The organism is bacterium (genome assembly GCA_037143175.1).
GTDB lineage: Bacteria > Verrucomicrobiota > Kiritimatiellia > CAIKKV01 > CAITUY01 > JAABPW01.
The window spans coordinates 133,370-156,694 of the sequence record JBAWZF010000003.1 but is presented as its reverse complement, the minus strand read 5'-3'; the positions used below and the strand labels follow the sequence as shown (position 1 = coordinate 156,694).

At 51.3% G+C, this 23,325-nt stretch carries 22 protein-coding genes and 1 pseudogene; 17 read left to right on the top strand and 6 right to left on the bottom strand.

What is annotated here, in order from left to right:
• The 13 genes from WCI03_02495 to WCI03_02435 all read left to right on the top strand — a co-directional run.
• On the top strand, positions 1 to 255 hold a 255-nt coding region (locus WCI03_02495; protein ID MEI8138718.1), incomplete at its 5' end, for a hypothetical protein.
• A gap of 203 nt (positions 256 to 458) precedes the next feature.
• Positions 459 to 1,439 (top strand): glycosyltransferase family 2 protein, encoded by a 981-nt coding sequence (locus WCI03_02490; protein MEI8138717.1) that lies wholly within the window; start codon positions 459 to 461, stop codon positions 1,437 to 1,439.
• Between the two features lie 32 nt (positions 1,440 to 1,471).
• Entirely contained in the window at positions 1,472 to 2,950 is a 1,479-nt protein-coding gene (locus WCI03_02485) for a radical SAM protein (GenBank protein ID MEI8138716.1), read from the top strand.
• A 2-nt stretch (positions 2,951 to 2,952) separates the two neighbouring features.
• Positions 2,953 to 3,726 carry a class I SAM-dependent methyltransferase gene (locus WCI03_02480; protein ID MEI8138715.1) on the top strand — a complete coding sequence of 258 codons (774 nt, stop codon included), beginning with the start codon at positions 2,953 to 2,955 and terminating at the stop codon, positions 3,724 to 3,726.
• Positions 3,727 to 3,790: 64 nt separating this feature from the next.
• Positions 3,791 to 3,928, top strand: a complete 138-nt coding sequence (locus WCI03_02475) for a hypothetical protein (GenBank protein ID MEI8138714.1) — start codon at positions 3,791 to 3,793, stop codon at positions 3,926 to 3,928.
• Between the two features lie 171 nt (positions 3,929 to 4,099).
• Positions 4,100 to 4,396 (top strand): nucleotidyltransferase domain-containing protein, encoded by a 297-nt coding sequence (locus tag WCI03_02470; protein ID MEI8138713.1) that lies wholly within the window; start codon positions 4,100 to 4,102, stop codon positions 4,394 to 4,396.
• Positions 4,386 to 6,977: a hypothetical protein gene (locus tag WCI03_02465; protein ID MEI8138712.1), complete on the top strand. Its 2,592-nt coding sequence runs from the start codon at positions 4,386 to 4,388 to the stop codon at positions 6,975 to 6,977. Before WCI03_02470 ends, WCI03_02465 begins: the two co-directional genes overlap by 11 nt.
• A 2-nt stretch (positions 6,978 to 6,979) precedes the next feature.
• The gene (locus WCI03_02460) at positions 6,980 to 7,990 is read left to right on the top strand and encodes a glycosyltransferase family A protein (protein MEI8138711.1); all 1,011 of its coding nucleotides are present in this window, start codon (positions 6,980 to 6,982) and stop codon (positions 7,988 to 7,990) included.
• A gap of 23 nt (positions 7,991 to 8,013) precedes the next feature.
• On the top strand, positions 8,014 to 8,379 hold the full coding sequence (locus tag WCI03_02455; protein ID MEI8138710.1) for a four helix bundle protein: 366 nt from the start codon (positions 8,014 to 8,016) through the stop codon (positions 8,377 to 8,379).
• Between the two features lie 52 nt (positions 8,380 to 8,431).
• Entirely contained in the window at positions 8,432 to 9,856 is a 1,425-nt protein-coding gene (locus WCI03_02450; protein ID MEI8138709.1) for a UDP-N-acetylglucosamine 2-epimerase, read from the top strand.
• 47 nt (positions 9,857 to 9,903) lie between these two features.
• On the top strand, positions 9,904 to 11,007 hold the full coding sequence (locus tag WCI03_02445; GenBank protein MEI8138708.1) for a glycosyltransferase family 9 protein: 1,104 nt from the start codon (positions 9,904 to 9,906) through the stop codon (positions 11,005 to 11,007).
• Positions 11,008 to 11,042: 35 nt separating this feature from the next.
• Positions 11,043 to 11,783 (top strand): FkbM family methyltransferase, encoded by a 741-nt coding sequence (locus WCI03_02440; GenBank protein MEI8138707.1) that lies wholly within the window; start codon positions 11,043 to 11,045, stop codon positions 11,781 to 11,783.
• Positions 11,784 to 11,855: 72 nt separating this feature from the next.
• Positions 11,856 to 12,518, top strand: a complete 663-nt coding sequence (locus WCI03_02435) for a hypothetical protein (protein ID MEI8138706.1) — start codon at positions 11,856 to 11,858, stop codon at positions 12,516 to 12,518.
• A gap of 15 nt (positions 12,519 to 12,533) precedes the next feature.
• Here the strand turns inward: WCI03_02435 and WCI03_02430 are convergent, their stop codons facing one another.
• From WCI03_02430 to WCI03_02420, 3 genes are all read right to left on the bottom strand, one after another.
• Positions 12,534 to 13,658, bottom strand: coding sequence for a glycosyltransferase family 4 protein (locus WCI03_02430; GenBank protein ID MEI8138705.1), 1,125 nt, complete (start codon positions 13,656 to 13,658; stop codon positions 12,534 to 12,536).
• 304 nt (positions 13,659 to 13,962) lie between these two features.
• Positions 13,963 to 14,883, bottom strand: coding sequence for an NAD(P)-dependent oxidoreductase (locus WCI03_02425; protein ID MEI8138704.1), 921 nt, complete (start codon positions 14,881 to 14,883; stop codon positions 13,963 to 13,965).
• Positions 14,884 to 14,889: 6 nt separating this feature from the next.
• Positions 14,890 to 15,450, bottom strand: a complete 561-nt coding sequence (locus WCI03_02420) for a dTDP-4-dehydrorhamnose 3,5-epimerase family protein (GenBank protein MEI8138703.1) — start codon at positions 15,448 to 15,450, stop codon at positions 14,890 to 14,892.
• Between the two features lie 380 nt (positions 15,451 to 15,830).
• Between WCI03_02420 and WCI03_02415 the strand changes: the two genes are divergently transcribed.
• The 4 genes from WCI03_02415 to WCI03_02400 all read left to right on the top strand — a co-directional run bounded on the left by WCI03_02415 (position 15,831) and on the right by WCI03_02400 (position 19,235).
• Positions 15,831 to 16,604 (top strand): hypothetical protein, encoded by a 774-nt coding sequence (locus tag WCI03_02415; protein MEI8138702.1) that lies wholly within the window; start codon positions 15,831 to 15,833, stop codon positions 16,602 to 16,604.
• A gap of 381 nt (positions 16,605 to 16,985) precedes the next feature.
• Positions 16,986 to 17,132 carry a hypothetical protein gene (locus tag WCI03_02410; GenBank protein ID MEI8138701.1) on the top strand — a complete coding sequence of 49 codons (147 nt, stop codon included), beginning with the start codon at positions 16,986 to 16,988 and terminating at the stop codon, positions 17,130 to 17,132.
• A gap of 469 nt (positions 17,133 to 17,601) precedes the next feature.
• Positions 17,602 to 18,777 (top strand): IS1634 family transposase, encoded by a 1,176-nt coding sequence (locus tag WCI03_02405; protein MEI8138700.1) that lies wholly within the window; start codon positions 17,602 to 17,604, stop codon positions 18,775 to 18,777.
• Positions 18,735 to 19,235: a hypothetical protein gene (locus tag WCI03_02400; GenBank protein ID MEI8138699.1), complete on the top strand. Its 501-nt coding sequence runs from the start codon at positions 18,735 to 18,737 to the stop codon at positions 19,233 to 19,235. Before WCI03_02405 ends, WCI03_02400 begins: the two co-directional genes overlap by 43 nt.
• Before the next feature lie 459 nt (positions 19,236 to 19,694).
• Here the strand turns inward: WCI03_02400 and WCI03_02395 are convergent, their stop codons facing one another.
• The 3 genes and pseudogenes from WCI03_02395 to WCI03_02385 all read right to left on the bottom strand — a co-directional run bounded on the left by WCI03_02395 (position 19,695) and on the right by WCI03_02385 (position 23,227).
• Positions 19,695 to 20,834, bottom strand: a complete 1,140-nt coding sequence (locus tag WCI03_02395; protein ID MEI8138698.1) for a glycosyltransferase family 4 protein — start codon at positions 20,832 to 20,834, stop codon at positions 19,695 to 19,697.
• A 51-nt stretch (positions 20,835 to 20,885) separates the two neighbouring features.
• The gene (locus WCI03_02390; protein MEI8138697.1) at positions 20,886 to 22,892 is read right to left on the bottom strand and encodes a hypothetical protein; all 2,007 of its coding nucleotides are present in this window, start codon (positions 22,890 to 22,892) and stop codon (positions 20,886 to 20,888) included.
• 119 nt (positions 22,893 to 23,011) lie between these two features.
• Positions 23,012 to 23,227: pseudogene (locus WCI03_02385) on the bottom strand (glycosyltransferase).
• Positions 23,228 to 23,325 lie beyond the last annotated feature (98 nt).

Sequence of the window (23,325 nt, the reverse complement as noted above, 5' to 3'; positions counted from 1 at the left end):
GTTATTAAAGAACAGTTCGACTGCGGAGCAGTTGAACTGCTCTCTATAGGATTATTCTCACTTGCTGTCCGCATTTGGGTATCCTTTCCTGAGCCTGCCTGTCAGACCCCTCTTCTACCCATAACGGAATTAGTACATGTTATATTGCAATCTATTTTAACTATCTTCCTGTCCCCAGGATTTCTTTGGGTTGGAACCTATGGACGCTTACATTGCTATTGTCTATTGTCAATAAGCGATGATATAAAAATGTGATGACGACCGTTGGCATACAAGAGAAGGGAAGTTCGCCGCCATGGGTAAAGGGGATGGCGTTGGCTGCCATCAAGGATGCGAAGGGTGCATGACCATCTTCCGCTGGTTCGGTATATCGATGAAAACTTTAGAACCATCGAGGTTATAGACGGTTATGAACTGATGGGTCCGGCGTGAGCAGCCATGACAAATGGAGTACCAATATGACGAGACGACACTTTGAGAAGCCCCCCTTGATATCTATAGTAGCACCCGTTTACAACGAGGTATCTATTCTCTCAACGTTCGTAAAAGAGGCACAGCAGTCGCTAGAGGCTCTCTGCCCTGTGGTCATCTGCGAATTTGTACTGATTGACGACGGGAGCACGGACGGTACTGAGACGTTGATCGATGACATTGCCAACAATTCTGCCTGTGGCATGAAGGTAATACATCTCTGCCGCAATTTCGGGCACGGCCCTGCGATTTCCGCCGGCCTTGACCATGCCTGCGGTGACGCAGTGATTCTTATGGATTCAGACCTCCAGGACGACCCTGGCGCCTTCCGTATATTTCTGGAGAAATGGCTTGAGGGCTACGATGCGGTTTACGCCGTTCGGACTTCCCGCAGGGAGTCCATGTCGGTTCGCTTTGCAACTTCCGTATTCTATAGGTTGGCGAATTGGATCAGCGACACTTCGATCCCTCGGAACGCCGGCACTTTCTCGCTAATGGACCGGCGGTTGGTAGAAGTGCTTCAATCCATGCCCGAGCGCAATCGATTTCTGCCAGGGTTGCGCGCATATGCGGGTTTCCGTCAGACCGGTGTGCCGGTTCCGCGCCGGGCTCGTCACGACCGGCACTCGCGCGTTGGTCTTCATGGCCTATGGAAACTTGCTATGAATGCATTCTTTTCTTTCTCCTATTTCCCGATACTCATTCTCCGTGCCATTGGGGCGCTCGCTCTGCTCTGTTGCGTCGCGCTTATCGTGTTCGTCCTTTCTTCGAAAATTATATTCAGGACGCCCGTCGTTGCATGGAGTTCTCAGATGATCACCATTCTTTTCTTTGGCGGGATAAACCTCTTTGGGATCGGAGTGATCGGCGAGTACGTCGCACGCATTTATGATGAAGTTAAAGGCCGTCCAGCCTACATTATTGATCGTATCACGCAGTCTGTATCTGTTGCGGATCGACCGACATAATTGCCAATCCGGCCTAAGAATAGGGTGAATCCATGAATAAAGTCCTTCTAATACAACCGCCTTTAAGCAATGCAGAACTATATAGCCGTGGATCAAAAAGGTCTGCAAGCCTCATTCCCCCGCTCGGTCTCGCTTATATCGCTGCGTACCTGAAGGATCGCGGTTATGCCTGTAGTATCCTTGATGGGACTGCCGAACCACAGCCTATTTCAGAAATCGTTAACGAATCGAAATCTTATGGGATTATCGGGATCACAGTTGTCAGTGCTTTCGCACTCCGGGCGCTGGAACTTGTTCAGGCAATTAAGGCTGTTTCCGGGACGCCGCCGGTAGTGGTCGGCGGGCCGCACGTCACCGCTTTGCCGGAAGCAATGGTTCGTTCGGGCGCTGACTTCGCGGTTGTAGGGGAAGGTGAACAGACCATGCTCGAATTGGTCGAGTGGTTGGGCGGGAGCAGGAACCGAAAGGCGCTCCGCGCGATTCATGGAATTGGCTATCTGGAGGATGATGCTTACGTGTTTACGGGGGCGAGACAGAAGATCGAGCCGCTTGATCAAATACCGCTGCCGGATCGTACGCTCTTGCCCATGCACCTTTACCGAAGTAGTATCGCACGGGCGACTGCTCAGCCATCGCATTCCCTTCTTACTTCGCGGGGTTGCCCGGGTATCTGCAGTTTCTGTAGCAAACTAACCTTCGGCACACATGTCCGGTATTTTTCTGCTGAAAGGATACTAGAGGAATTTTTTCTACTTCGCGACCGTTATGGTGCGCGTGACGTGGCGGTATTGGATGATAATTTTATTAGTAACCCTGATGTGGCCCTTGCGGTCTGTGACGGACTACGAACACGCGGGTTTGGATGCACTTGGTCAGTGGAGGCGCGGATTGACGGTGTTGACTGGCAGGTGCTCTCGGCTCTTAAGGCTTCTGGATGCACATACATTTGCTATGGTATTGAAAGTGGGAGTCAACGTATTCTCGACTATATCAATAAGCGAGTGGCCAAGGAGAAAATTCGCGAAGTCGTGGCCATGACTAAGAAGGTTGGCATTCCCATTCGCGGTTACTTCATGATGGGGTTTCCCGGTGAGACCTTGGCGGAAATGGAGGAGACCTTGCAGTTTGCAATGGAGCTGGATGTAGAGGTTGCATCGTTCACTCTTTTCGTTCCTTTGCCTGGTACACGAGAGTATCGCCGGGCTTGTGAGAGTGGCACATTCGATCCGGAGTACTTTCTCCATCGGATAACGCCAGAGTTCAATTTCCCGGACTTCCCGATATATGTCCCTGAAGGTATTACCGCCGGACAACTCCTGGATTTTCATCGTAGTGCTTACAATCGGTACTACTTCCGTCCGCGGGTGATCCTGAAGAGAATAGCCGCATTGCGCCATATTGGGGAGGTAAAGAATCTGATGGCTGGTGCATACACACTGATGAGCAATGCGTTTCAGAAATCGCGGCTAGAACCAAATCGAACGGACAACCGACCAATGACAGGTGACTAAAAATGAATCCCGAGGAATATAAGAGACTCCGGCAGATTGACGAAAAGCACTGGTTCTATCGTGGAAAACGCGACATTGTTAGATACTGGATTGATCGTTTCGTTAAACTTTTACCCGACGATTTGCTTATAGATGCCGGCGCGGGCACCGGTACATGGGCGGTTGAGATGGCGGCCTGCTGCCGGGTGATTGCCATTGACGACCACGATGAGAGCCTCGTACTTGCTGGCCCGCGCGTAGAAGCAGCTGGCGGACAGGTGATGAAGTCTGATCTCCATGCTGTCGACCTGCCTTCTGGGGCCGCCACTGTTGTAACTCTTATGGATGTCCTGGAGCATGTGGACGACGATGAAGGTGCATTACGCGAGATGATCAGGTTGGTACGACCAGGTGGGATTATCGTCATCACCGTCCCTGCGCTCCCGTGGATGTGGAGTGATTGGGACGAAGCCGTGCACCATCGCCGCCGCTACTATAGAAGTAGATTGCTCCGACTCGTGGAGCAGCCCGGTGTGCGAATCCTGCGTTGTGCCTACTTTAATACGGCGATGCTTTTGCCTATTGCCCTTGTGCGCTGGTATCGGAGATTGCGGCCTGCAAAAGACGGGGCCAACCGTGGAGAAGACGTCATTCCTCAAGAAACTCTCAATCGGGTACTACACAACCTGTTAGTGTATCCCGCCTGTTGCAGATTCTTTCCGGCTCCGATAGGGGTCTCACTCTTGGCTGTGTTAATGCGAACGTCTGACGGAGTCAGGCGCGCTCCGCTGTCTTGAGATAGGTGTGGAGCAGTAATCATGGATTTTATGATCAAAGAGCGCGACAGGTGTATTTAGAAGAATGAATGAGGATAACCATAAACTGGTACGCGGTGTCGGCGCACACCTTCCCGCAACCATTCCTGATAAACTTCCCGATCCCTTGCAAAACGCATTAGGAATTCCCGGTTGTGACACCGCTGCGTCAAATGCCGTATAATACAGCTTTAACAGCTGCTTTTAATCACAAGTCTCTGGCCTTTAATTACTTGCTGACGCGAAGCGTCGATGCCTTGCTGTCCCCATGGAACTCTCCCGCTTTGAAACATTTGGCATTCTTCGCAAAGCATGGTAGTCTAAAAACATGATGTTGGGGGAATTAAACCAAAATGTGAAACAAGTAGTGGATCAGATAGTCAGGTTTGTGGCACCTGTAAAGATCATTCTATTTGGCTCAGCCGCCAAGGGCCAAACAGGCTCTGACAGCGACCTCGATTTTCTTATTGTTGTTCAGAATAATAGCCATACGTCTTCCGTGGTTGATCAGTTATACATGGGAGTCAGGAAGAAGCCCATGCCCTGCGATTTTCTGGTTGTCACAGACAGCATGTTACAAAAGCATCGCCTGAATCGAGGTCTGATCTACCAGGAAATCCTGAAACGGGGTGAGGAAGTCTATGCCGCCTAAATTACCCCCCATGAAGCAGCACAGTCCCACAGAAGCAAAGCCCCACTCCAGCTGGAACTCCCTGGCCACCCGCCTTCGCTGGCCATTGGGCCTGTTCGTCATCGTATTTATCCTGGTAGCCGCCACAATCTGGCCAGTGCTCCAGGATCCTGATCAGGTACTGGCGTTCAATGATGGGAATATCGAGGTTGCCCTTTCTCCCGTATTTCATTTTCCAGAAGTATGGATTCGCGTTTGGGACAATCAGACATTCTTCGGCAGCGGCTTAGGAGCGTGTTCACCGTCTTTCACTAGTCTTGGCGAAAGCCTTGGCGCCGAATTCTGGCGCCGATGGGCTGTCCCATGGGGCTTTGCCATTTGCGCACTGGGCATCTACTGGGCCTTCCGTCAGTTTCGCATTGGGCGGCTGGCCGCAGCAATCGCCGCAACCATTGTTGTTTGTTCCGGCTGGCCCCTGAACTCAGCCGTCACAGGACTTTTTGTCCGCCTGATGGCGTTAACGTGTTCGGCTGTCGCCATGGGATTCGTCGAGCGCGGGCGTATCACCGGCCAATGGCTGCCCTATCTGTTCGGCGGTGGCTTCCTGGGCCTGGCTGTGTCCGAAATCCCCGACATTGGTCTTCTATTCGCTTTTTCAACGGCAACGGTGTTCCTGTGGACACATCTTTCAAACGCCAAGAATTCAGGATCGGCGGTCTCTTCCCGGTGGTTTATGATCCCGAAATTCTCCCTTTTCGTCGCCACCAGCGTCCTAATTGCATGGCAGACAATTAACATCATGTTTGCAACGCAAATCAAAGGCGTCACGCAAGGTAGCAGCGAGTCGCCGGAGCAACGATACAACTGGGCCACCCAGTGGAGCATCCCTCCAGCTGAGCTGTGGAATACCGTTTCCGGCAATTATTTCGGCTCTTCCATTAATTCACCCAGCAAACCATACTGGGGGCGTAACGGGCGCGATGCAAATTGGGAGACCACCCACCAGGGCTTCCGAAATTTCGTACTGGGCGGTTGGCACATTGGCGTCATTCCCTGCACTTTGGTATTCGCGCTCATCGCCCTAGCTGTCCGGACAAGGCGCAAAGACGCCGACTCTGACCCGTTACCCCCATCCCCTTGGCTCTGGCTTATCGTGGCGGGGGTGCTGGTGTCTATGATGCTCTCATGGGGCCGTTTCTTCTTCCTTTACAAACTTTTCTGGTCACTCCCCTTCATCGGCACAATCCGGGGGGCGGACAAGTGGCACGGGCCATTTTTGCTTTTCGTCGGCCTCGGCTCCGCCATTGTGCTCGATGCCATACGGAATAACCTCGCCACCAAGAACCTCAAAGCGACGTCCTTGTGGCGCGTCCTCACGCTGTCCTTCACCGGCATGGCAGTTATCGGGCTGATCGTCGCATTTGGCACAGCGGCCAATCAGGATTCCTTCATAAACGCCCGCATTGCCGACGGATATCAGGAACAAGCGTCGCTTATGTGGAACAACGCCATCAGCGCAAGCGTTAAAGTGTTTATCCTTGCGGGAATTTGCGCCCTCGGTTGTGCATGGGTGGGACGTCGCCGGGACAAGGGATCAGCCACCTCACCGACCCTGGTACTGTCGGTGCTAGGCCTGATTGCCTTGGGTGACTTGGCATTCGACAATGCTCCCTATGTGCAAGGCCACAAGTACAAGCATTATCTCCAACCCAACCCGTTGACCGACTATTTGGATGCCCATCGTACCGAGGGCCGGGTCAAAATCTTGCCACCCAACCATCCCCTTTTGAACAACTTGCGACTGACGCAACTCCAGATCAAAGGATATGACATGTTCGACCCCATCAGTATGTCACGCATGCCTGCGGATTATGATGCACTTTTCAAAGCCCTGGAGAAAAACCCCATCCGCCTTTGGGAACTGGGCTCGGTCCGGTATTTCCTGACACTCCCCGGCGTCGTTGATGAATTGAACAAACTTGACGGTAACCACAGGAGGTTTATTGAACGGTTGGCCCTCGGGGTGGGCGTCGTGGACGGAGGCTACATCCCTATGATCACCCAGGCCTCAAACCAGCGTTATTTGCGCCTTGTCGAATTTACCGGCGCACTTCCAAAATACCGGTTAGTCAACGAAGTGATTTCCGGCAGTACTACGAATATAGCGGATATCGATGCCCTCAGCACTCTGGCCAGCAAGTCATTTGATCCATCCAAGGCCGTGACCCTTGACACCACAAATATACCGCCCCTGGGACAGTCGCAGCAATCCTCCGTGACCATCCTGAAGGAATCCCCCGTTGAAATTCAACTGTCAGTCTCGGCCGCCAGTCCCAGTATTCTGGTGCGTTCATCAAAATTCGACCCCAACTGGGTTGTCCGCATGGAAGACATCCGCCTGCCGCTCTTGCGGGCCAACTATCTCTTCCAAGGCGTGTCTGTCCCGGCGGGAACACATCAGGTGACTTTTTCATATCAACCAAGCCTCAAGCCCTCCGCCGCGGCCGCCGTGAGCCGCCTCCTGTTAATCGGCATTTTTATAATTGCCGTCGTATTTGAAGCACGACGGAAGCGGAGCGGCACCCATCCCAAATCGAGCTGACTATGGACACCCCTTTTGTCTCATTCATCATCCCGACCTTGAACGCTGAAAGACTTCTCCCCCGTTGTCTCCAATCCATCCGGGCTCAGGGATATGACCGCAGTCGCTATGAAATCCTGATTGCCGATGGGGGATCCGGTGATGCCACCGTTCGCATTGCCGCCGGATTTGGCGCCCGTGTACTTGACGCCCACGGCATGCTGGCGGAGGCTGCAAAAAAGGTCGCACTGGGACAGGCGCAAGGTGATTACCTGGCCATGGTCGACGCCGACAATGAGATCCCCGACCCACAATGGCTCCAAAAAGCTGTGGATGCCCTCTCCCGATATCCTGACGCGTTGGGATTCGAATCCTATTATCTCAAGCCGCCAACCGCAACCGCGATCAGCCGACATCTCACGGCCAATCTACAAATCAGCGACCCCCTGGCACGCACACTGGCCGGCCAGCTCACATTAATAACGGCATCGAATGACGGTGTTCAACTGTTCGAATTACCCGGGGATGGAAGTTATCCAACCGGTGCCAACGGCTTTCTGTTTCATCGCAAATTATTGGCCATGGTACCGTCAGACCAGCCCTTTCATGAGGCGGCTTTCTTCCCCTGGCTCATTCAGGCTGGCGTGACCAAACTGGTAAAGCGGAGAGATTGCGGCATCTACCACCATTTCGTCACCGGCTGGATGAATTACTTCCAGAAACGGCGCCGGCAAGTCATCAACTATAAATTGCGCCGACAGGAAGTGCCATTCACATGGGACTCCCGCCGCCCCAAGTGGAAAATGCCCGCCACCCTCCTCTATCATGGCACCGTGGTCGGCCCCTTATGCGAAGGGATCTGGCATGCCATTCGGGAGCGCGATCCAGACTGGTTACTTTACCCGGCTGTAAGTTGGTGGACCTGTCTATCGACCGCTCTGGGGTTTTGGGATTATTGGCGGGCCAAGGACAAGCATGCCCGCGCCCGCCTTTCCATGCGCCTCAGCACCGGAACCGAAGCGAAACCAAAATAGGAAGTCAGAATTCAGAAGCAAGAATGAGAATGCCAGCGACAAGATTTGAGGACTTAGTGGTGTGGCAAAAAGCCCACCTGTTTGTGCTTGCGACTTACCGATTGTCTCGGACATTCCCTCGCGCTGAAACTTATGGGCTAACGTCTCAATTCCGGCGCGCGGCAGTTTCCATTGCGGCGAACATTGCGGAAGGATTTAAGAAACGAGGGAAGGCAGATAAAATTCGTTTTTACAACATTGCACAAGGATCCCTTGAAGAATCCCGATACTATTTGATCCTCGCAAAGGATCTTGAGTACGGGGATATCACCGAGTTGCGCCAGTTAAGTGAAGAAATCAGTAAACTGTTAGAGTCCTATTCGCAGGCCATTCTGAATTCTGACTCCTGAATTCTATCTTCTTTGTAAGTGATATGTTTAAAGCCAAGAAAATAACAAAGCAATGACTACACCGATCGTTACACTTGATGACTTCACCCCTTCTGCGCTTCCCATCACCCTTAACAAGACCCTCATTGGCCAGGCCATGGACGAAGGCCGCGCAAAGAACAGCTGGGTACTGGCGTTCGTTATCGGAACAAAACCCTGTTTCAACAAGGTTTACGGATCGGTCATGGCCTGCCATCAGGCGGGCATTCCCCTCTTTGTGATTGACGCCAACCAACACTATGACGCCAATCTCACCTATGGCATCAAGGAATTCGGCTTTGATCAATTCCTGGCCGTGAATCTTCAACTTCGTGGCGACCTTGTCCAAAAGGCTGGGGAATTATTCTATAAAACCGCCCGCCTCGGCCGATGGCTTAAAGACAACTGGCCGGATGTCACCGTCATCCCTGTCGTCAACGGCGACACAATTCTTTGTCCCATCATCCCCCCCGCTTGGATGTTCGCCCGTGGCGAAAAGTCCATCCAGAACGAGGCCGGCTTGCGATCCATGTCACCCATGGTATTTCAGGACATGAAACTCGACATTCCGCTGGATGACTACATGTGGCGTCAATGGCAGGGCGACTGGCAACTGATGCGAACGGAGCCCTTCCCCGAGCAATGGGACACGTTTGTTTCCGCTGCGGGGTGCGAGCACCACATGGCACCGGTGGAATTGAATCGCCAGCACCTGCTTCGCGAAGGTTACCCGGCGGAACACATCCACTTGATCGGCGGCGTCGTGGTGGACGCGCTGCACCTCAAGCTCAAAGAAAAGCCGGATCAAAGCATTTTCAATATTCATCCCCAACTGGGAGTCGGACAGTGGATCCGCCTCGATATCCACCGCAAGGAAAACCTTGGTGAGAAGCGGTTCACGGCCATTTTCGGAGCGTTGGAGAATCTGGTGCATCAGGGGCACCAGATCACGATGGTCATGATGAACGCCACTCGACACTCCATCCAGCGATGGAATTTGCACCACCGGTTCGAGGAACTTCGCAAACACACTAACTTCCTCGCCACGGAAATCTGGCCGGCCTACAGCAACGTGGTCGAGTTCTATGCGTCACCCCATTGCCTCGCCGCCTGGACCGACAGTGGCGGCGTCCAGGAAGACATGAATCTGCTGGGGAAACCCTGCCTGACCTGCCGGTTCAACACGGATCGTCCGGAAACCGTCATGGGAAATCACGGCAACCTGTTGGTGCCACCCATCAGTGCAGAGTTTCAGACGCGCATACTTTCGGGCCTCATGGCCGAGGTCGACAAACTTGCATCGCTTGCCCATGCCAAACCGCTATACGGCGAAAATGCAGGCGGGAAGTTCGCGAATGCGATCAAACCCTTCGCCATGGGGAACGATTCCCCGCACCGCTTAAGCCATGAGCGACTGGGATTCGGCCGCGATGATTCCCACTACGACCGGGCCTTTTAAAGAATTCGCTGTCATTCCTGCCATTTTTGAGGCAATCTTCGTTCGTTATGATGTTAAAAGTTGATTGTCGTCATTTCCCCGGAAGTCGGCCCTGCCGCTTTAACAAGGAATCCGGCCAGACCTGTCCGGACTGTCCCCATTACCAAACCAAGGGAAAGCGCATCCTCATTACCAAACTGGACGCCTTGGGCGATGTTCTCCGCACCACCGCCCTTCTCCCGGGACTTAAGGAGAAGTACCCGGACTCCTACATCGTCTGGATCACCAAGGCGGGGGCTGCTGACCTGTTCAAAAACAACCCCTATGTCAACGAGCTCTGGATTGCCGAGACGGATGCCCTGGCGCGCCTCCAGACTGAAGAATTCGATCTCGTGATCAACCCCGATGCCGACAAATGGACGGCTGCTTTGGCAACCACCGCCAAGGCGAAAATACGGCTCGGAATGATCCTTGATCGGAACGGAGATTTATGTGCAGCGAATCCTGAAGCCGTTGAGTGGATGGAAATGGGAGCCTTCGATCATCTGAAGAAGGCCAACCGCAAAACCTATCAGCAGATCATTTACGAATTATCCTGCCTCACGTACCGGCAACAAAAACCCGTGCTTCCACTGACCGATGCCGAGCGCACTTGGGGACAGGCATTCCTGCATGAACAAGGGCGCAATATATCACGCAAACTGATCGGGTTAAATCTTGGCGGTGGCGGGCGTTGGAAAAACAAACGTTGGACTGAGGCTCATATTTCAACATTCAGCCAGATGGTAGTCGACCGGCCGGACCTGCAACTCTTACTCATTGGGGGGCCATGGGAACGCGACCTCATTGCCCGCCTCCACGCCAGACTTGCCGGTCGCGCCCTCTTCTCCGGCCCCGACCGGACACTCCGCGAACTGGCATCCCTTGTCGCCGCCTGCAATACGCTCGTCACCGGCGACAGCCTCGCGTTGCACATCGCCACCGCGCTGGGCACCCGGGTAATCGCCCTGTTCGGCCCCACCAGTGGAGCGGAAATCGAACTTTACGGTAATGGCAAAAGCCTTACCGCCTCCCTTGAGTGTGGCTGCTGTTATTTGCCCTCTTGCACCAATAAACCAGATTGTATGGAATTAATATTACCCGACCTCGTTCTAAGCACAATCGCCCCATAACATAACCACTTCCAGCACCAGCCGAGACAAGCACTATGACTCCAGTAGAAATATTCAAAATTCATTTCATGAATTCACCACTATGCTCGCTTTGGCATAAACTGGCTCCTCATGTCACCGTTCGGAAAGTCATGGATGGCCTTACCATATATTTTGACCTTAACGATAATATTGACGATCTTACGCGGCCTTCTTTTCTCCGTCGCGAAACAATGACGAAGTGGATATGCGAGCAGATCAGCGGCAATTACTGGGATGTGGGATGTAATATCGGGCAGTTCGCAGTTCCGGCAGCCACCACAGGGCACAACGTTGTTGCATTTGACATCTCTCCACATGCTTGCCGTTTGCTTCAAAAAACCGCCACGGCAAATAAGCTCGCAATTACTGTCGTCGATCAGGCACTCAGCATTAAACACTATTCATATTCACCGCCACACACTTCCCGAACAGACGAAAAAGTATGCACAGATAATCCGCAGGAGGGCGGGAAAGATTCATTAAACTTTCATGATGCATGGATAACATACGGACCACCGACACTGGTTAAAATGGATATTGAAGGATCCGAAAAAGCGTTCTTACACTCGCATGAATGGAAATCCCTGGTTCGAGAAAAGGGTATCTTTTGGCTGCTCGAGATTCACCCTCCTTTAACAACCAAGGACGATATCTGGACAGACGTACCATTCTTGGTGCTGGATGAGTATCATTTTTTGATATATCATGACCAGATAACGCTGGAGAATCTCTATGCAAAACGAAATGCATCATGAAGCAGGCATGTAATCCAATAGGCACCAAGTTTTAACAACATTATTACTGAATGAAATCCCCAGGTGGCACTAATGACTAAAACTACTGATCGGCTTGAGTTTGCAGCCAAATTATCAAGAGGAAAGCGGGTTCTAGATATTGGAGGTCGCGGCATGGCGCCCTGCGATAGACCAGGTGTTTATGGACCAAATCTATTGAAACTTAAAGGTGACACTGCTGATAATAGCCCTTTCGCGCGTTCTTACCACCGTATTGCAGAGAATGCGAAGGATTACCGAGTCCTAGACATTCGGAACGAGCCGGATGTTCAGTATGTCGTCAATCTTAGCGAACATGGTTGCGTGAAACGATTACATGACATTCTCTGTGACTATCAGCCCGAGTTGATTTTGTGCATGGAAACGCTGGAGCACGTCAGTTATCATTACGAAGTTCTAAATGAAATAGCTGGCGCGGTGTCCCGATATGGAAGCGCCGCTTTCATAACTCTGCCAAACAATAAAAACTGGATATTCAATGTGCTCGGATGGAACCATGATCACATAATAGCATTTTTCCCTGATATCGCAGATCGCTTTATTCGCAGATCGGACTTGAGCGTACATGACATTCAGCGAATTCCCTGTTTTCAGAAATATCTTTGGTATTGGTGGTTAGCCTACGCGTTGTCGGGGTTTCAATCCTTCAGCATTGGGTTTCTTATAACTCCTCACAATCAAAGAGCACGGATCTAAACCTTATTCACAATGTTACCCACGCGCACGAAGGATAATGTTCATCTCATAATCTGCGGCATCCGCCTTGGATGCTAAACGAACACCTTGATATTTTTGACAAATAGCATCGACATCAATTCGTTTTTCAAAGAAATCACCAATTTTTTCAGAGAGTTTGCTTACATCCCCAATGGGAACAGTAATAAGACTCTCATTGAACACTTCTCCGTAATGTGCCAAATCATATGCGATCACAGGCTTCCCGGCGGCGATCGCCTCGGCAACGGCGATCCCATATCCCTCCTCATAACTTGGAAACACAAATAGATCGCACCCCCTCAAAAGGGAGTACATTTTATCAAAAGGGAGTGCTCCTAATACTTTCACTCGGTCACTAATACCCAAAGCCTTTACATGCTCCTGCAAAGAGATTCGTTCTTCCCCATCGCCAATTATCCCCGCAGTGACTGGAACCTTCTGAAGGGCACTTACCAAGTCATATATCCCCTTATTACGCACCATTCGCCCTATGAAAAGCACCTGGTACTGCCGCAGTGCAGGCGCGTTGCGCACTTGCTCGACATTTACAACGGGTCGTTGCACATGTATACGCCATGGCGGTATCCCATGACTGGCCAATTCATTTTTTACAATGCTGTTATCCGTAAATACCACATCCGCCCGGCGCATCATCAAAAGCGCAATTTCTTGAGCCAATAAAGAGACACTATATTGAAACTTTTTCACAAAACTGCCCGCCTTGCGGCGAGGTACTAAATGAAAAGGATAGACCACTACACAGGCGCCACATTTCCACCGGTTTAACAAAGCTGGCAATATATCGATCGGCCCTGAAGACGATAGCACAATGTCCGCCTTTTCCAATAAAGCCAACCAGGAAGCGGATATTGCCCTAAACAGATACGAAAATATGATGCCGCACACTGAGCGCGGCCGCCAAGACCAATAAGAACGTATGCGAATCCCATTTGCAACAAGTTGGGTAGCAAATTGTGGCAATATGATCGTAACCTTAGATCGACTCGATAACTCTTCGCCTAAGTCCAACAGATGCTTGTCCCCACCACTTGGAACATCAGTCAGGTAACCATTATTGAGAACCAGAATTTTCATTTCTCTGTCGATGCTTTCGTTCACTTTAACAACACCCTGTCATAATCGAATGGTGCTTTCTTAAATTCATTTTAGGACGTTCTTCGTATCGGTATTTAGCGACTTTATTACGCACGTCGTCTAGTCACGCCAGGCACTTCAGTCAACAATGCCGTCTGGCTCAGTTCTCGCAGGCGGCTGAGAGCCGACTCAATCCAAACCAAGAGGCAATCCCTCGAACACGCATCCTTATGCCAGCTCGGTAAGTTCTGCGCTCCGTGGGTGCTGGCACGGCTGTTCAAACCCACCGAACATGGTTCCAAAGCCACCACCGCCTGTCATAGCGAGTTCAACGGGCAGTTTTCGCGTCGCCAGATTCTATCCACTCCATCAGGGCAATCCCCTCAAGCAGTCCAACCCGTGCCGACCATCCAGGCAAGATCCGGCCACCCTCCCAGGGCGACATGATCTCACGCGGCCTATAGGAGCGAGCACCCCAGTTCACAGGAACTTTCCTCCCGCTTGCCTTTTCATAGATGGCCACTATTTCTTTCAGAGAATATGATCTGCCAGATGTCACACGGTACGTCTCCCCGCAACACAACTCTTGACCACGTAGGATCCTGTCCGCTAGGAGCAAAAAAGCCTCGACAACGTCGCTGATATATACCAAATCTAGTTTCTGTTCACCTGGAGACATGCTGAGGGGTTCGGCACCTAGCGAGGCCAACCTAAGTTGGTAAAAGAGCTTCATCCTGTGATCGAATGGGCCATACGTGTCTAACAATGTCAGTGTCATCGCCTTTTGCCCGACAGCCGAAACATAGTATTGCATGACATCCATGAAAGCCTGCTTCGTGGCGGCATACAGGCATGCGGGAAGATATGTGTTGCTGTGGAAATACTGCCATGACGTACCTATGTTCACAAAGGGCACATTCGGGGTCTCCTTGAGGGACTCTAGAACATAGGCGCCAAATTCAACGTTACTCTTCACCAGATCCCCGACTTCATTGGGCTTGTGTTCAGCCTTGAACAATGTAGCGAGATGAAACACTATGTCAGGAGCGGCTTCTCGAGCGGCATCTCGTACCGACTGAAACGACAACTCGCACGGATGCAGAACCGCCCCACCCAGCCATTTTGCAACTCGATCAAGGTCTGATGTAGGTCTAATTATCGCATGCGTGGCCCATCCACGGCAAGTGAGCGCCTGTGTCAATCTCGAACCGATAAAACCTGTAGCCCCTGTTATCAATGCTCGCGGCATTTGTCACTACCTGTCTTCCGCTAATTTCCAAGTAAATGGACTGGTAAAGTGCTCAAATTGGACAAGGCCATTATCACGTTGAGACACGACTGGTTCCGGATCGGGCCAATTGATTCCCAATGAATTCCAATGAATGCCCTGATCCGCTTCCGGTACATATCCATGTGTCACCCAATAACAGAGAACCGCTGGGCCCTGCAGCACATAAAAGCCGTGAGCAAGGCCTCGTGGGATAAACAGTGCGACAGGCTTATCTGCTGACAAGTGCAGGATATGGTGTTTGCCATAGGAAGTCGTGTCCACACGCAGATCCACAACCACGTCAAGCACACACCCGCTCAAGCAGAATACGAGCTTGTCATGATCATGGGGAGGAACCTGGAAATGCATACCCCGCAAAACCCGCTCATGAGATACCGTGTAGAACATCTCCTCGTACCGTATCGGAAGATGCAAGTTCCGAAACCAATCCTCACGAAACATCTTTACGAAGGTGCCTCGCATATCCCCGGACACATACGGTTCTAAGACATAACATCCAGGAATTGTTGTCTCGTGCCTCTTCACATGATATTGTTTCTATTAGCGATTAATTCTTAAGAATTATGATCGAAAATAGTTTATAGAACAAGAATAAACTACGCCAACGCAATATCAATAACCATGGCTCTGAGGTGCCGTTTATGAGAGACGACAATATAGTATGCACAGTCGTACTGACACATAACAGGAAGGTGTTGCTATGCGAATGCCTCACGGGATGCATTAATCAAACACGCACGCCTGATCACATCCTGATTGTGGACAACAACTCTTCTGATGGCACCCAGGATAAGCTAACAGAATCCGGCTTCATATCATCTCTTTCGAGCGAAAAAGACACTGGCTACTTTACCTGTCAACATCAGATATCGACGAAGCAAGGCGAAGCATGCACAGTTCATTATGTGCGCATACCAACAGATACCGGCAGTGCTGGCGGCTATTATGAAGGAATTAGGCGGGCGTGTTCACTGCCCTGTAACTGGATCTGGATCATGGATGACGATGCTGAACCGGACTCAAACTGCCTGAAATCGCTTCTTGTAGCCAACGCGACGATGGATGCGGGGTGTCTCCTTTCCACGGTGAAAACTGGAGACCGCAAAAGCATCCAGTTGGAACATCGGGGGTTCCATAACGACAGGAAATTTACTACTTTCTGCGCACTTGATGAGGAGGCATACGGGTCAACTAGTCCAGTTGAAGTTACAACCTTCAGCTGGATCGGGGTGCTGCTCAGGCGAGATGTCGCGATCCGGGCCGGGTTACCATTGCGAGAGTATTTCATGTTTTGCGAGGATCTTGAGTACAGCATGCGCGTTACCAGTATAACGAAGACCTATCTTGTAACAAACTCCGTCATGTATCACAAATCCCCACGGCGAATCGGTTATGCCACTCGCCATTTTCTCGGGGTGACATATTCGATGGTTCCTATCTCAGGACTCGCTTCCCATTTCTACGTCAAACGTAATCTCGTGGATGTCGAGAGGCGGCACAACAGAAGTTCATGGATCTTCGCCTTGAAAATTATCGCCCGTTACCTATTCAACGTGATTTGCATTGTACTCTTTGAAAGCCGATGCATTTGTCGTCTGATAGTCGTCACCACCGCCTTCCGGGATGGGATCAGTCGGCATTTCGACAATGACACTCCGTCGCGCCTTCTGAACAAATAGCGCCAAAGCACAGCTATTTGCCTTTCATTTCTAATTCGTCAATGCGTACCAAACCACCGTCAAAACGGATTTAGTAATCCGAACATTCCTGCATTATTTTTTGCAAGGAGAATCTTGAACTCCTTATGCTCGACAAATAGGTCCATCCTGGTACCCAGAAATTACCCAGGTCAGTCTCGGCACATGCTGCATCTGTCCGGCGACCGAATTCACTGAATTATTGCACCAACTGTTCGCGGGGTTTGTCTGAAGCGGCATAGAGGGGGCAGCCCACTGGAGCAGGGTATCGGCGGAGCCTTTGAATCTGAGTCTCTCGATGGGGACATAATAGAGGGAGGCGACCTATTACATGAGGGCACGAATGAGGTTGTAGGGGCGTGTATGATCATTTCCTTACGGACCATGTGGGGGTTTCTGGCAACGGAGAACAACCATGCCAAGAATGATCTTGATGTCGCGAAAGAATATTTCGACGGACTAGCGGCGCAAGTAGAGTTTAGCGATTTCGTCGGCATGGTTGAGGATTAGGTCTGCAAGGGTGGTCACGACGACATTGTTGCCTGAATAACCAAGCGTGACAAAACGACATGTGGAAGGAAGCCGCTATACACCGATATGAGACGCGTCCCAAAATGAACTTTAGTAAGCCTAGACTCCATATCTCTTCCCTTTCATCATCAATAAGAATCAAAATGATGGGTAATTATAGTTGTCGTTAGAGGAAAAAGTAATTGTCGTTGACCACTCATGCCACCCATTGGGTGCGAAGTACACTTAGCGTGAAAAGATTCACCACTCGCCTGGAGTACAAGGCTAGCCCGAGTTCGCCAGTTGGGCCTATTTTGAAAGAATATTTGTCCGTTTCAAGCGCTGGCCGAACACCGGAACCTTAAAATCATTGGGTTTTCGTGGTGTCGTTGACCGTTTTTTCTCAAAAGGCAAATGTAGTCAAGACCACCCCCTTGAAAACGATACTGTGGCGCATTAAAATCAGGGCATGTTTTTACAAAAGATTCCCCGAAAGAAAGGCGACGAGGTCTACGACTACTGGGCTTTGACGAAGACCGTCCGAACCGCGAACGGCCCACGGCATCAGATAGTGTCCTATCTGGGGAAGCTCAATGACGGGGAGCAGGAATATTATCACTCGTGGGATGACATCGCCGCATTGCTGGACGGGCGAAGGGGCGCTGTGCAGGGTGATTTGTTCGAGAGGCCGAAGCCTATTCCCGAATGGAGAGAGATCAATGTCAGCGGGATAGAGGTAAAAAGGGTCAGGGAATTCGGCCAGGTCTGGGCGGCGCTGGCCGTCTGGCGGAGGCTCGCGCTGGACAAGCTGTTCGCAGGGCTGATGCCGGAGGGCCGCGAGGATATCCGATGGGATCTAATCGCTTGCGTCCTGACGGCCGCGAAGTTCTGCGAGCAGGACACGGAGAACGCGGTGGCGGGCGAATGGCTGCCCCACGCGGCGTTGTGCGATGTGCTGGGGCTTGACGAGGAAAAGGTGAACCTGACGCGGATGTACAGGGGGCTTGATGAGATACTCGCCCACAAGGACGCGGTCTGCGCCCACCTTCAGTCGCGCTGGGGCGAATGGTTCGGAACCAAGCTCGACTTCATGCTGTACGACGTGACGAGTTCCTACTTCGAGGGGGAGTGCAAGATCAATCCTCTGGCTCAGCGGGGCTATTCGCGCGACAACCGACCTGACTGCAAACAGGTGTGCATCGGCCTGGTCGTGACGCCCGATGGCATGCCGGTCGGCTACGAGGTTTTCGCAGGGAACCGTGCGGACACGACGACGACGCAGGATATCGTGAGCCTCATGGAGGAGAAATACGGGCACGCCAATCGTGTTTGGGTGACGAACCGGGGGATGTCCAGTGAAGAGGACATCGCGTACCTCGAAGGGCGGGAATCCTTCTATCTGATGGGCGCGTCCCGCAGCCTGCTAAAGCAATACGAAGCCGAGTTCCATGACGGTGGCGGCTGGCAGCCCATCCGCGAGGGTCTTACGTCAAACTTGTCAAGGGGGCCGGGAACCCGTCCAAAAAGACGCAGTCAGTCCAGCAGGGCGTCGGCAGACTACGTGAGCGGTATCCTTCAGCGTCTAAACATTTTGAATGTGAAGTGCTGTTCAACGAAAAGAGTGAGGCGTGCGGCATCGCCCTGAACGAGAAGCCCGGGCAACTCGAATGGGCGAAGAAAACCCACGGCGCATACATCCTGCGTACCAACACGGACTGCGAAAACCCCGCCGAGCTCTGGCGATGGTACATCCAGCTCACAGAGGCCGAATCCGCATTCCGCGACCTCAAGAGCGACCTGGCCCTCCGCCCGATCTATCACCATCTGCAGCACCGGGTCGAGGCGCACATCCTCGTATGCTTCCTATCTCTTTGCCTGTGGCGGACGCTGGAGCATTGGATGGGTGTCAGCGGCCTGGGAGATGAGGCCAGACAGTTTCTGCTCGAAATGAGGCAGGTCCATTCCATGGACGGCCACCTGCCGACCAGGCAAGGACAGACGATCAGGCTCCGCGTTGTATCAAAACCAGAAAAGGAGCTGGCCGCACTCCTGACGCGAATGAAATTGCGACTTCCGAATGTGCCACTGAAACTGGAAATGTAGTCAAGACATCAAGATCGATTTGTTGATTTCCAACGACTTACGACATCAATAACCTGCCCAACTGGCGAACTCGGGCTAGAGACGCCGAGACACAGAGAAACCCAGTAGGCAAGAAGAAACCGTGGCGGCATTTTTAATTCCGGAGTACCAGAATTAAAAATACCGCCACGGTTTCTTGGAGGGGGAAACAGCCAGAACGAGGAGAGGTGTTGTGTACTGTCCCATCTCCTCTTGCCTGTCCTGAGCTCTGTCGAAGGACTCCTGGAATTACTCCGAAAAGGGTTGCGGGAATTTCAGAGGCGGTACTCCGCATCTTAAATACCCGCAATATTCTGTTTTCTTCTCGGTGACTCCGCGCAGGCGGGTGAATCTTTATTTGAGCGAATATTTACGAGACGCTGTACTAAGTGACCTATTTTCCTGATTCAACTGCTCTTTATAGGGTAAGTGCCATTCCTGTCATATGCCCAAGGCATTATTATAATCATCATAGGTCTTCTCGAATGAAAACACTCGTGCACAATACAAACACCTTTGGCGCAAAGCATCATACTCTGTGCGGCGGCATAGCCACAGATTCAAAGCCTCTTCCAGCCTGTCCGCCATTCCCTGGGGAGTTGAAACTGACAACCACCCATTGTTAAACGCCAAGGCGTCCCGCAAGCCGGGCACATCGTAGGCAATCACCGGGGTTCCCATGGCATTGGCTTCAATCACTACCAGCCCCCAGCCTTCCCGAATGGGCGACGTGCAAAGGATATGTGCTTTTTGCATCAGCTCATCCCGCTGCGCGTCTGAGACACGCCCCCAGAACCGCACATTCCGAATATCCTTTTTTTCAACATACCGCCGCACGAGCTCACCCTCATTTCCCCACCCGGCCACCCAAAGATGCACATCGGGATGCTGACGGCTCAGGATTTCAAAGGCCTTGACAGTATGCAGTGGCCGCTTTCCTTTACGAGGCCCAAGCAACAATACGGTAAAGCTTGGCTCCTTGGCCAGGGAATCGGACAAATTCATCAGGGGCTTGCAGGTGGCGCCCATGGTGATGAGGCTGATTTTGTCCCGTTTAAAACCGTGGTGCACCAACTCCTTTGCGGTCGATTCCGAAATCGTCAGAACCCTTCCCTGAAAAAATACCGCGAGGAGCATCAGTTGAAGCTTTTCAACAAAATACCCTGACACATTAATCAGAGGCATGATCCAGCGGGGAACTCCGTACACACGGGTCTGTGTGAACCATTTCACATCTTCGATATGATAAATGATCAGCGCCGCCCGGTCCGGCTTCATCGTCAGGCACGCAAAACTCCCAACGCTGATAAAGGAATCCACCAAAACAGTCGTAGTCGCCCTAAGATGTTTCCAATAGTAAAAAGGCAGACGATAGAAAGCCAGGATGCTGTGCCCGATACGGATGACCCGGACTCCATCAATCAGTTCCGTCGGCGAACAATCATTGAAGCCGGGGACGAGATGGATTACCTCCCACCCGTCGCCCACCAAACGTTTTGATATCTCGTGAGTGACTAGTTCAGCCCCACCCGCTTCTGGGTGATGGATGTCTTTCCAGCATATCCAAACAAGCTTCTTCATGCAACGGCCACCCTCCTGCTCTCACTCCGCCAAGATCCCTACTGCGAATCACTAATTAACAGTTTTCTGCGCCCCCACCACCGCCCGCCCTACTAATAATTTTGCGTTCTGCGGTCCTCGACTTCGCACCGGCAGCACATTCATCCCTGGCTGTACCCTGACCTGAATTCGCTGCTGTACAATTTGATTGGCGGGGAACACGATCACCTGATCCCCAAATTTAACCTTCATCTCCCCTCCCACCGCCACCCCAGTCAGTTCAAGTGCAATATCTTTGGGTTCTTCCCCAAGCCCATAAACCTTTAGCCCGGCATTGTCGGACAGTAGGAGCCTCCATAGCCGATAGTCCTGGGTCTGCACAGGACGCCAGTCTGGCCCCCATAAAAAGAACCCCGCAGCTCCCTCAGCACGCTTGATTGCCACCACATCTACCACCGTGTTGTAATAGATAATTGGCCAACTTATAATCCCAGGGTAGTTAATTTGATAATGTTGTCCTATCAAACTCAACTTTTCTGCTTGGTCATCTCGCAATTCCTGACTTCGCTTGAAAAATTTTACCGGCCAATCCCACGGCCCCACTTCTGGCCGTGAATACATGTGCCCGCTGCAATAGAAAACTGCATCGGGATTATCTTCAAAATAGCGACGAGTAACTTCACGAAATTGAGTTTTTTGCTGGATTTCGGGAAGTTCGTTGGGAACTGTTGAGATCACCACTACATTCGTGGTTGGATCGCTTCTATTGAACTCACACATCGCCGTAAAGAATCGATCCGTGACCACCGGTGTTCCTCTGGAAAAATGACTATCAAGCCACTGGGATATCTGTTTATAGGGAACTGGAAAGCCATTGGAATTCACAGCCTCAACATCAGCCTTCAGCCACAACCCAATAATAACAACTGCAAATCCACCCCACACAACCCGAACAAACGATCTCCACCGTTTCGAGACCTCAATCAACCACGGTACAGCCAGGCCCGCCGCCAAAACAATAAACCCAAACGGCCATACCGGAGCGATTCGCCTTATGCCGAAAGGTAGTACCGAAGCTTGCACTCCGGCCGCGCTGATAGCCAAACCCACAACAAACCCGATTAATGGAATTCCCCAACGCATGTCACGTCGCATCCGAATACCCAGAACAAGCCCACCCAACCCAAAGATCATGAAAGACACTAGTGCCCGCGCTTGAGTCCAGCCCCATCCAAACTTAATAATCTCATGGTAAATCACCCCCATGGGAGCAGAGCGACCTTGTTCAAATATTTTTCGCCAATATGCGGTACTATCATTTTGTCCCGTTATTGACATCAACGCCTCAACACCCCAAGGCACGAACAGCAGTGGCGCACCGATAACAACATACGAAGCCACAAGGAGCCACGTCTCACCTATCGAAACCTGCTTCCGAATACGCTTAAGGAACGAACATCCAATGTGAACCACCCCTATGATCCCTGTAAACAGCCATGCACTTGCCGTCGAATATATGAGTAAGCTTATTGCAGTCACATGCACAACATGGAACTTCCACCCAAGTTTTGTTCCCGCCTTCATGTTCGCCCACGACTCGATTAAGCACCAAATCATGAGAAAACCGCCGACCACACTTGGCGGATAAAAATAAGCCATGCGGCTTTGCTGAACATGCATCGGATTGAATGCAACGACAGCCATTAGAAGCAGTCCGAACCACCTCCCCCCCAGGCGCCAACCAACCCAAAGTGCCGCAAGTATTGCCAGCATTCCCCAAATGGCTGAAGGCATGATTACGTTGCCTCTTGTTGGCGGTAAATGGAAAACATCCAGAAATAATTTTGTCAGGGCGGCGGGGAAAGGCATTTGGTAAGTGCGCCCGACAAGTTGCTCCCATTTCAACACGATGTCGGCGGGCGTCGCACCCATCTGGCATACATCATGAATTTGGCCATCACTGTTCTGGCTGGCATCATTTAGCCTTATAAAACGCGCCCCTGCCCCTGCAATCAAAATGATCGCAACAAGAATTGCTATCAGCCATTGTTGAGATAAAATTTTACCATTATTACTCATAACCTGCATCTCCTTCTAAAAAACCTCTTCCTGTGAGAAATTAATACTGCAAAGTTTCCTGTTTCGAACAAGATTTTAACAGGAAATTCGCTAAAATTATAAATGCCGTTGAACGCCTAAGCGATTAATTTTTTAAACGGATATTTCGAGTCACCGGCTTGTCTCTCCTGACGTTCATAGCTTACCCCAATCTGGTTGAATCCTATCCAACTTCTCATGCCACGAATAAAGCGACTTTCTTCAGGCATTTTATTTAAAACGTCAACCGCACGGCGACTTATCAAGGAGAAATCTCCGGAATCAAGAGGAATATCGACATATGACACCGATTTAAGAAACCATGAATATTAGCATGAACACCCGATAATCAGACAATATCCGTAAATGATGCTACGAGCAGCGGTGCTGAAATGCTCCTTATTTTGCTGTTAGG

Excerpts from the sequence above, each read along its gene's own strand:
- WCI03_02480 (MEI8138715.1), top strand. The coding sequence starts at position 2,953 with ATGAATCCCGAGGAATATAAGAGACTCCGGCAGATTGACGAAAAGCAC.
- WCI03_02395 (MEI8138698.1), bottom strand. The coding sequence starts at position 20,834 with ATGAAGAAGCTTGTTTGGATATGCTGGAAAGACATCCATCACCCAGAA.
- WCI03_02440 (MEI8138707.1), top strand. The coding sequence starts at position 11,043 with ATGACTCCAGTAGAAATATTCAAAATTCATTTCATGAATTCACCACTA.
- WCI03_02450 (MEI8138709.1), top strand. The coding sequence starts at position 8,432 with ATGACTACACCGATCGTTACACTTGATGACTTCACCCCTTCTGCGCTT.
- WCI03_02465 (MEI8138712.1), top strand. The coding sequence starts at position 4,386 with ATGCCGCCTAAATTACCCCCCATGAAGCAGCACAGTCCCACAGAAGCA.
- WCI03_02445 (MEI8138708.1), top strand. The coding sequence starts at position 9,904 with ATGATGTTAAAAGTTGATTGTCGTCATTTCCCCGGAAGTCGGCCCTGC.
- WCI03_02485 (MEI8138716.1), top strand. The coding sequence starts at position 1,472 with ATGAATAAAGTCCTTCTAATACAACCGCCTTTAAGCAATGCAGAACTA.
- WCI03_02410 (MEI8138701.1), top strand. The coding sequence starts at position 16,986 with ATGATCATTTCCTTACGGACCATGTGGGGGTTTCTGGCAACGGAGAAC.
- WCI03_02460 (MEI8138711.1), top strand. The coding sequence starts at position 6,980 with ATGGACACCCCTTTTGTCTCATTCATCATCCCGACCTTGAACGCTGAA.
- WCI03_02455 (MEI8138710.1), top strand. The coding sequence starts at position 8,014 with ATGAGAATGCCAGCGACAAGATTTGAGGACTTAGTGGTGTGGCAAAAA.
- WCI03_02490 (MEI8138717.1), top strand. The coding sequence starts at position 459 with ATGACGAGACGACACTTTGAGAAGCCCCCCTTGATATCTATAGTAGCA.
- WCI03_02475 (MEI8138714.1), top strand. The coding sequence starts at position 3,791 with ATGAATGAGGATAACCATAAACTGGTACGCGGTGTCGGCGCACACCTT.
- WCI03_02405 (MEI8138700.1), top strand. The coding sequence starts at position 17,602 with ATGTTTTTACAAAAGATTCCCCGAAAGAAAGGCGACGAGGTCTACGAC.
- WCI03_02390 (MEI8138697.1), bottom strand. The coding sequence starts at position 22,892 with ATGAGTAATAATGGTAAAATTTTATCTCAACAATGGCTGATAGCAATT.
- WCI03_02435 (MEI8138706.1), top strand. The coding sequence starts at position 11,856 with ATGACTAAAACTACTGATCGGCTTGAGTTTGCAGCCAAATTATCAAGA.
- WCI03_02425 (MEI8138704.1), bottom strand. The coding sequence starts at position 14,883 with ATGCCGCGAGCATTGATAACAGGGGCTACAGGTTTTATCGGTTCGAGA.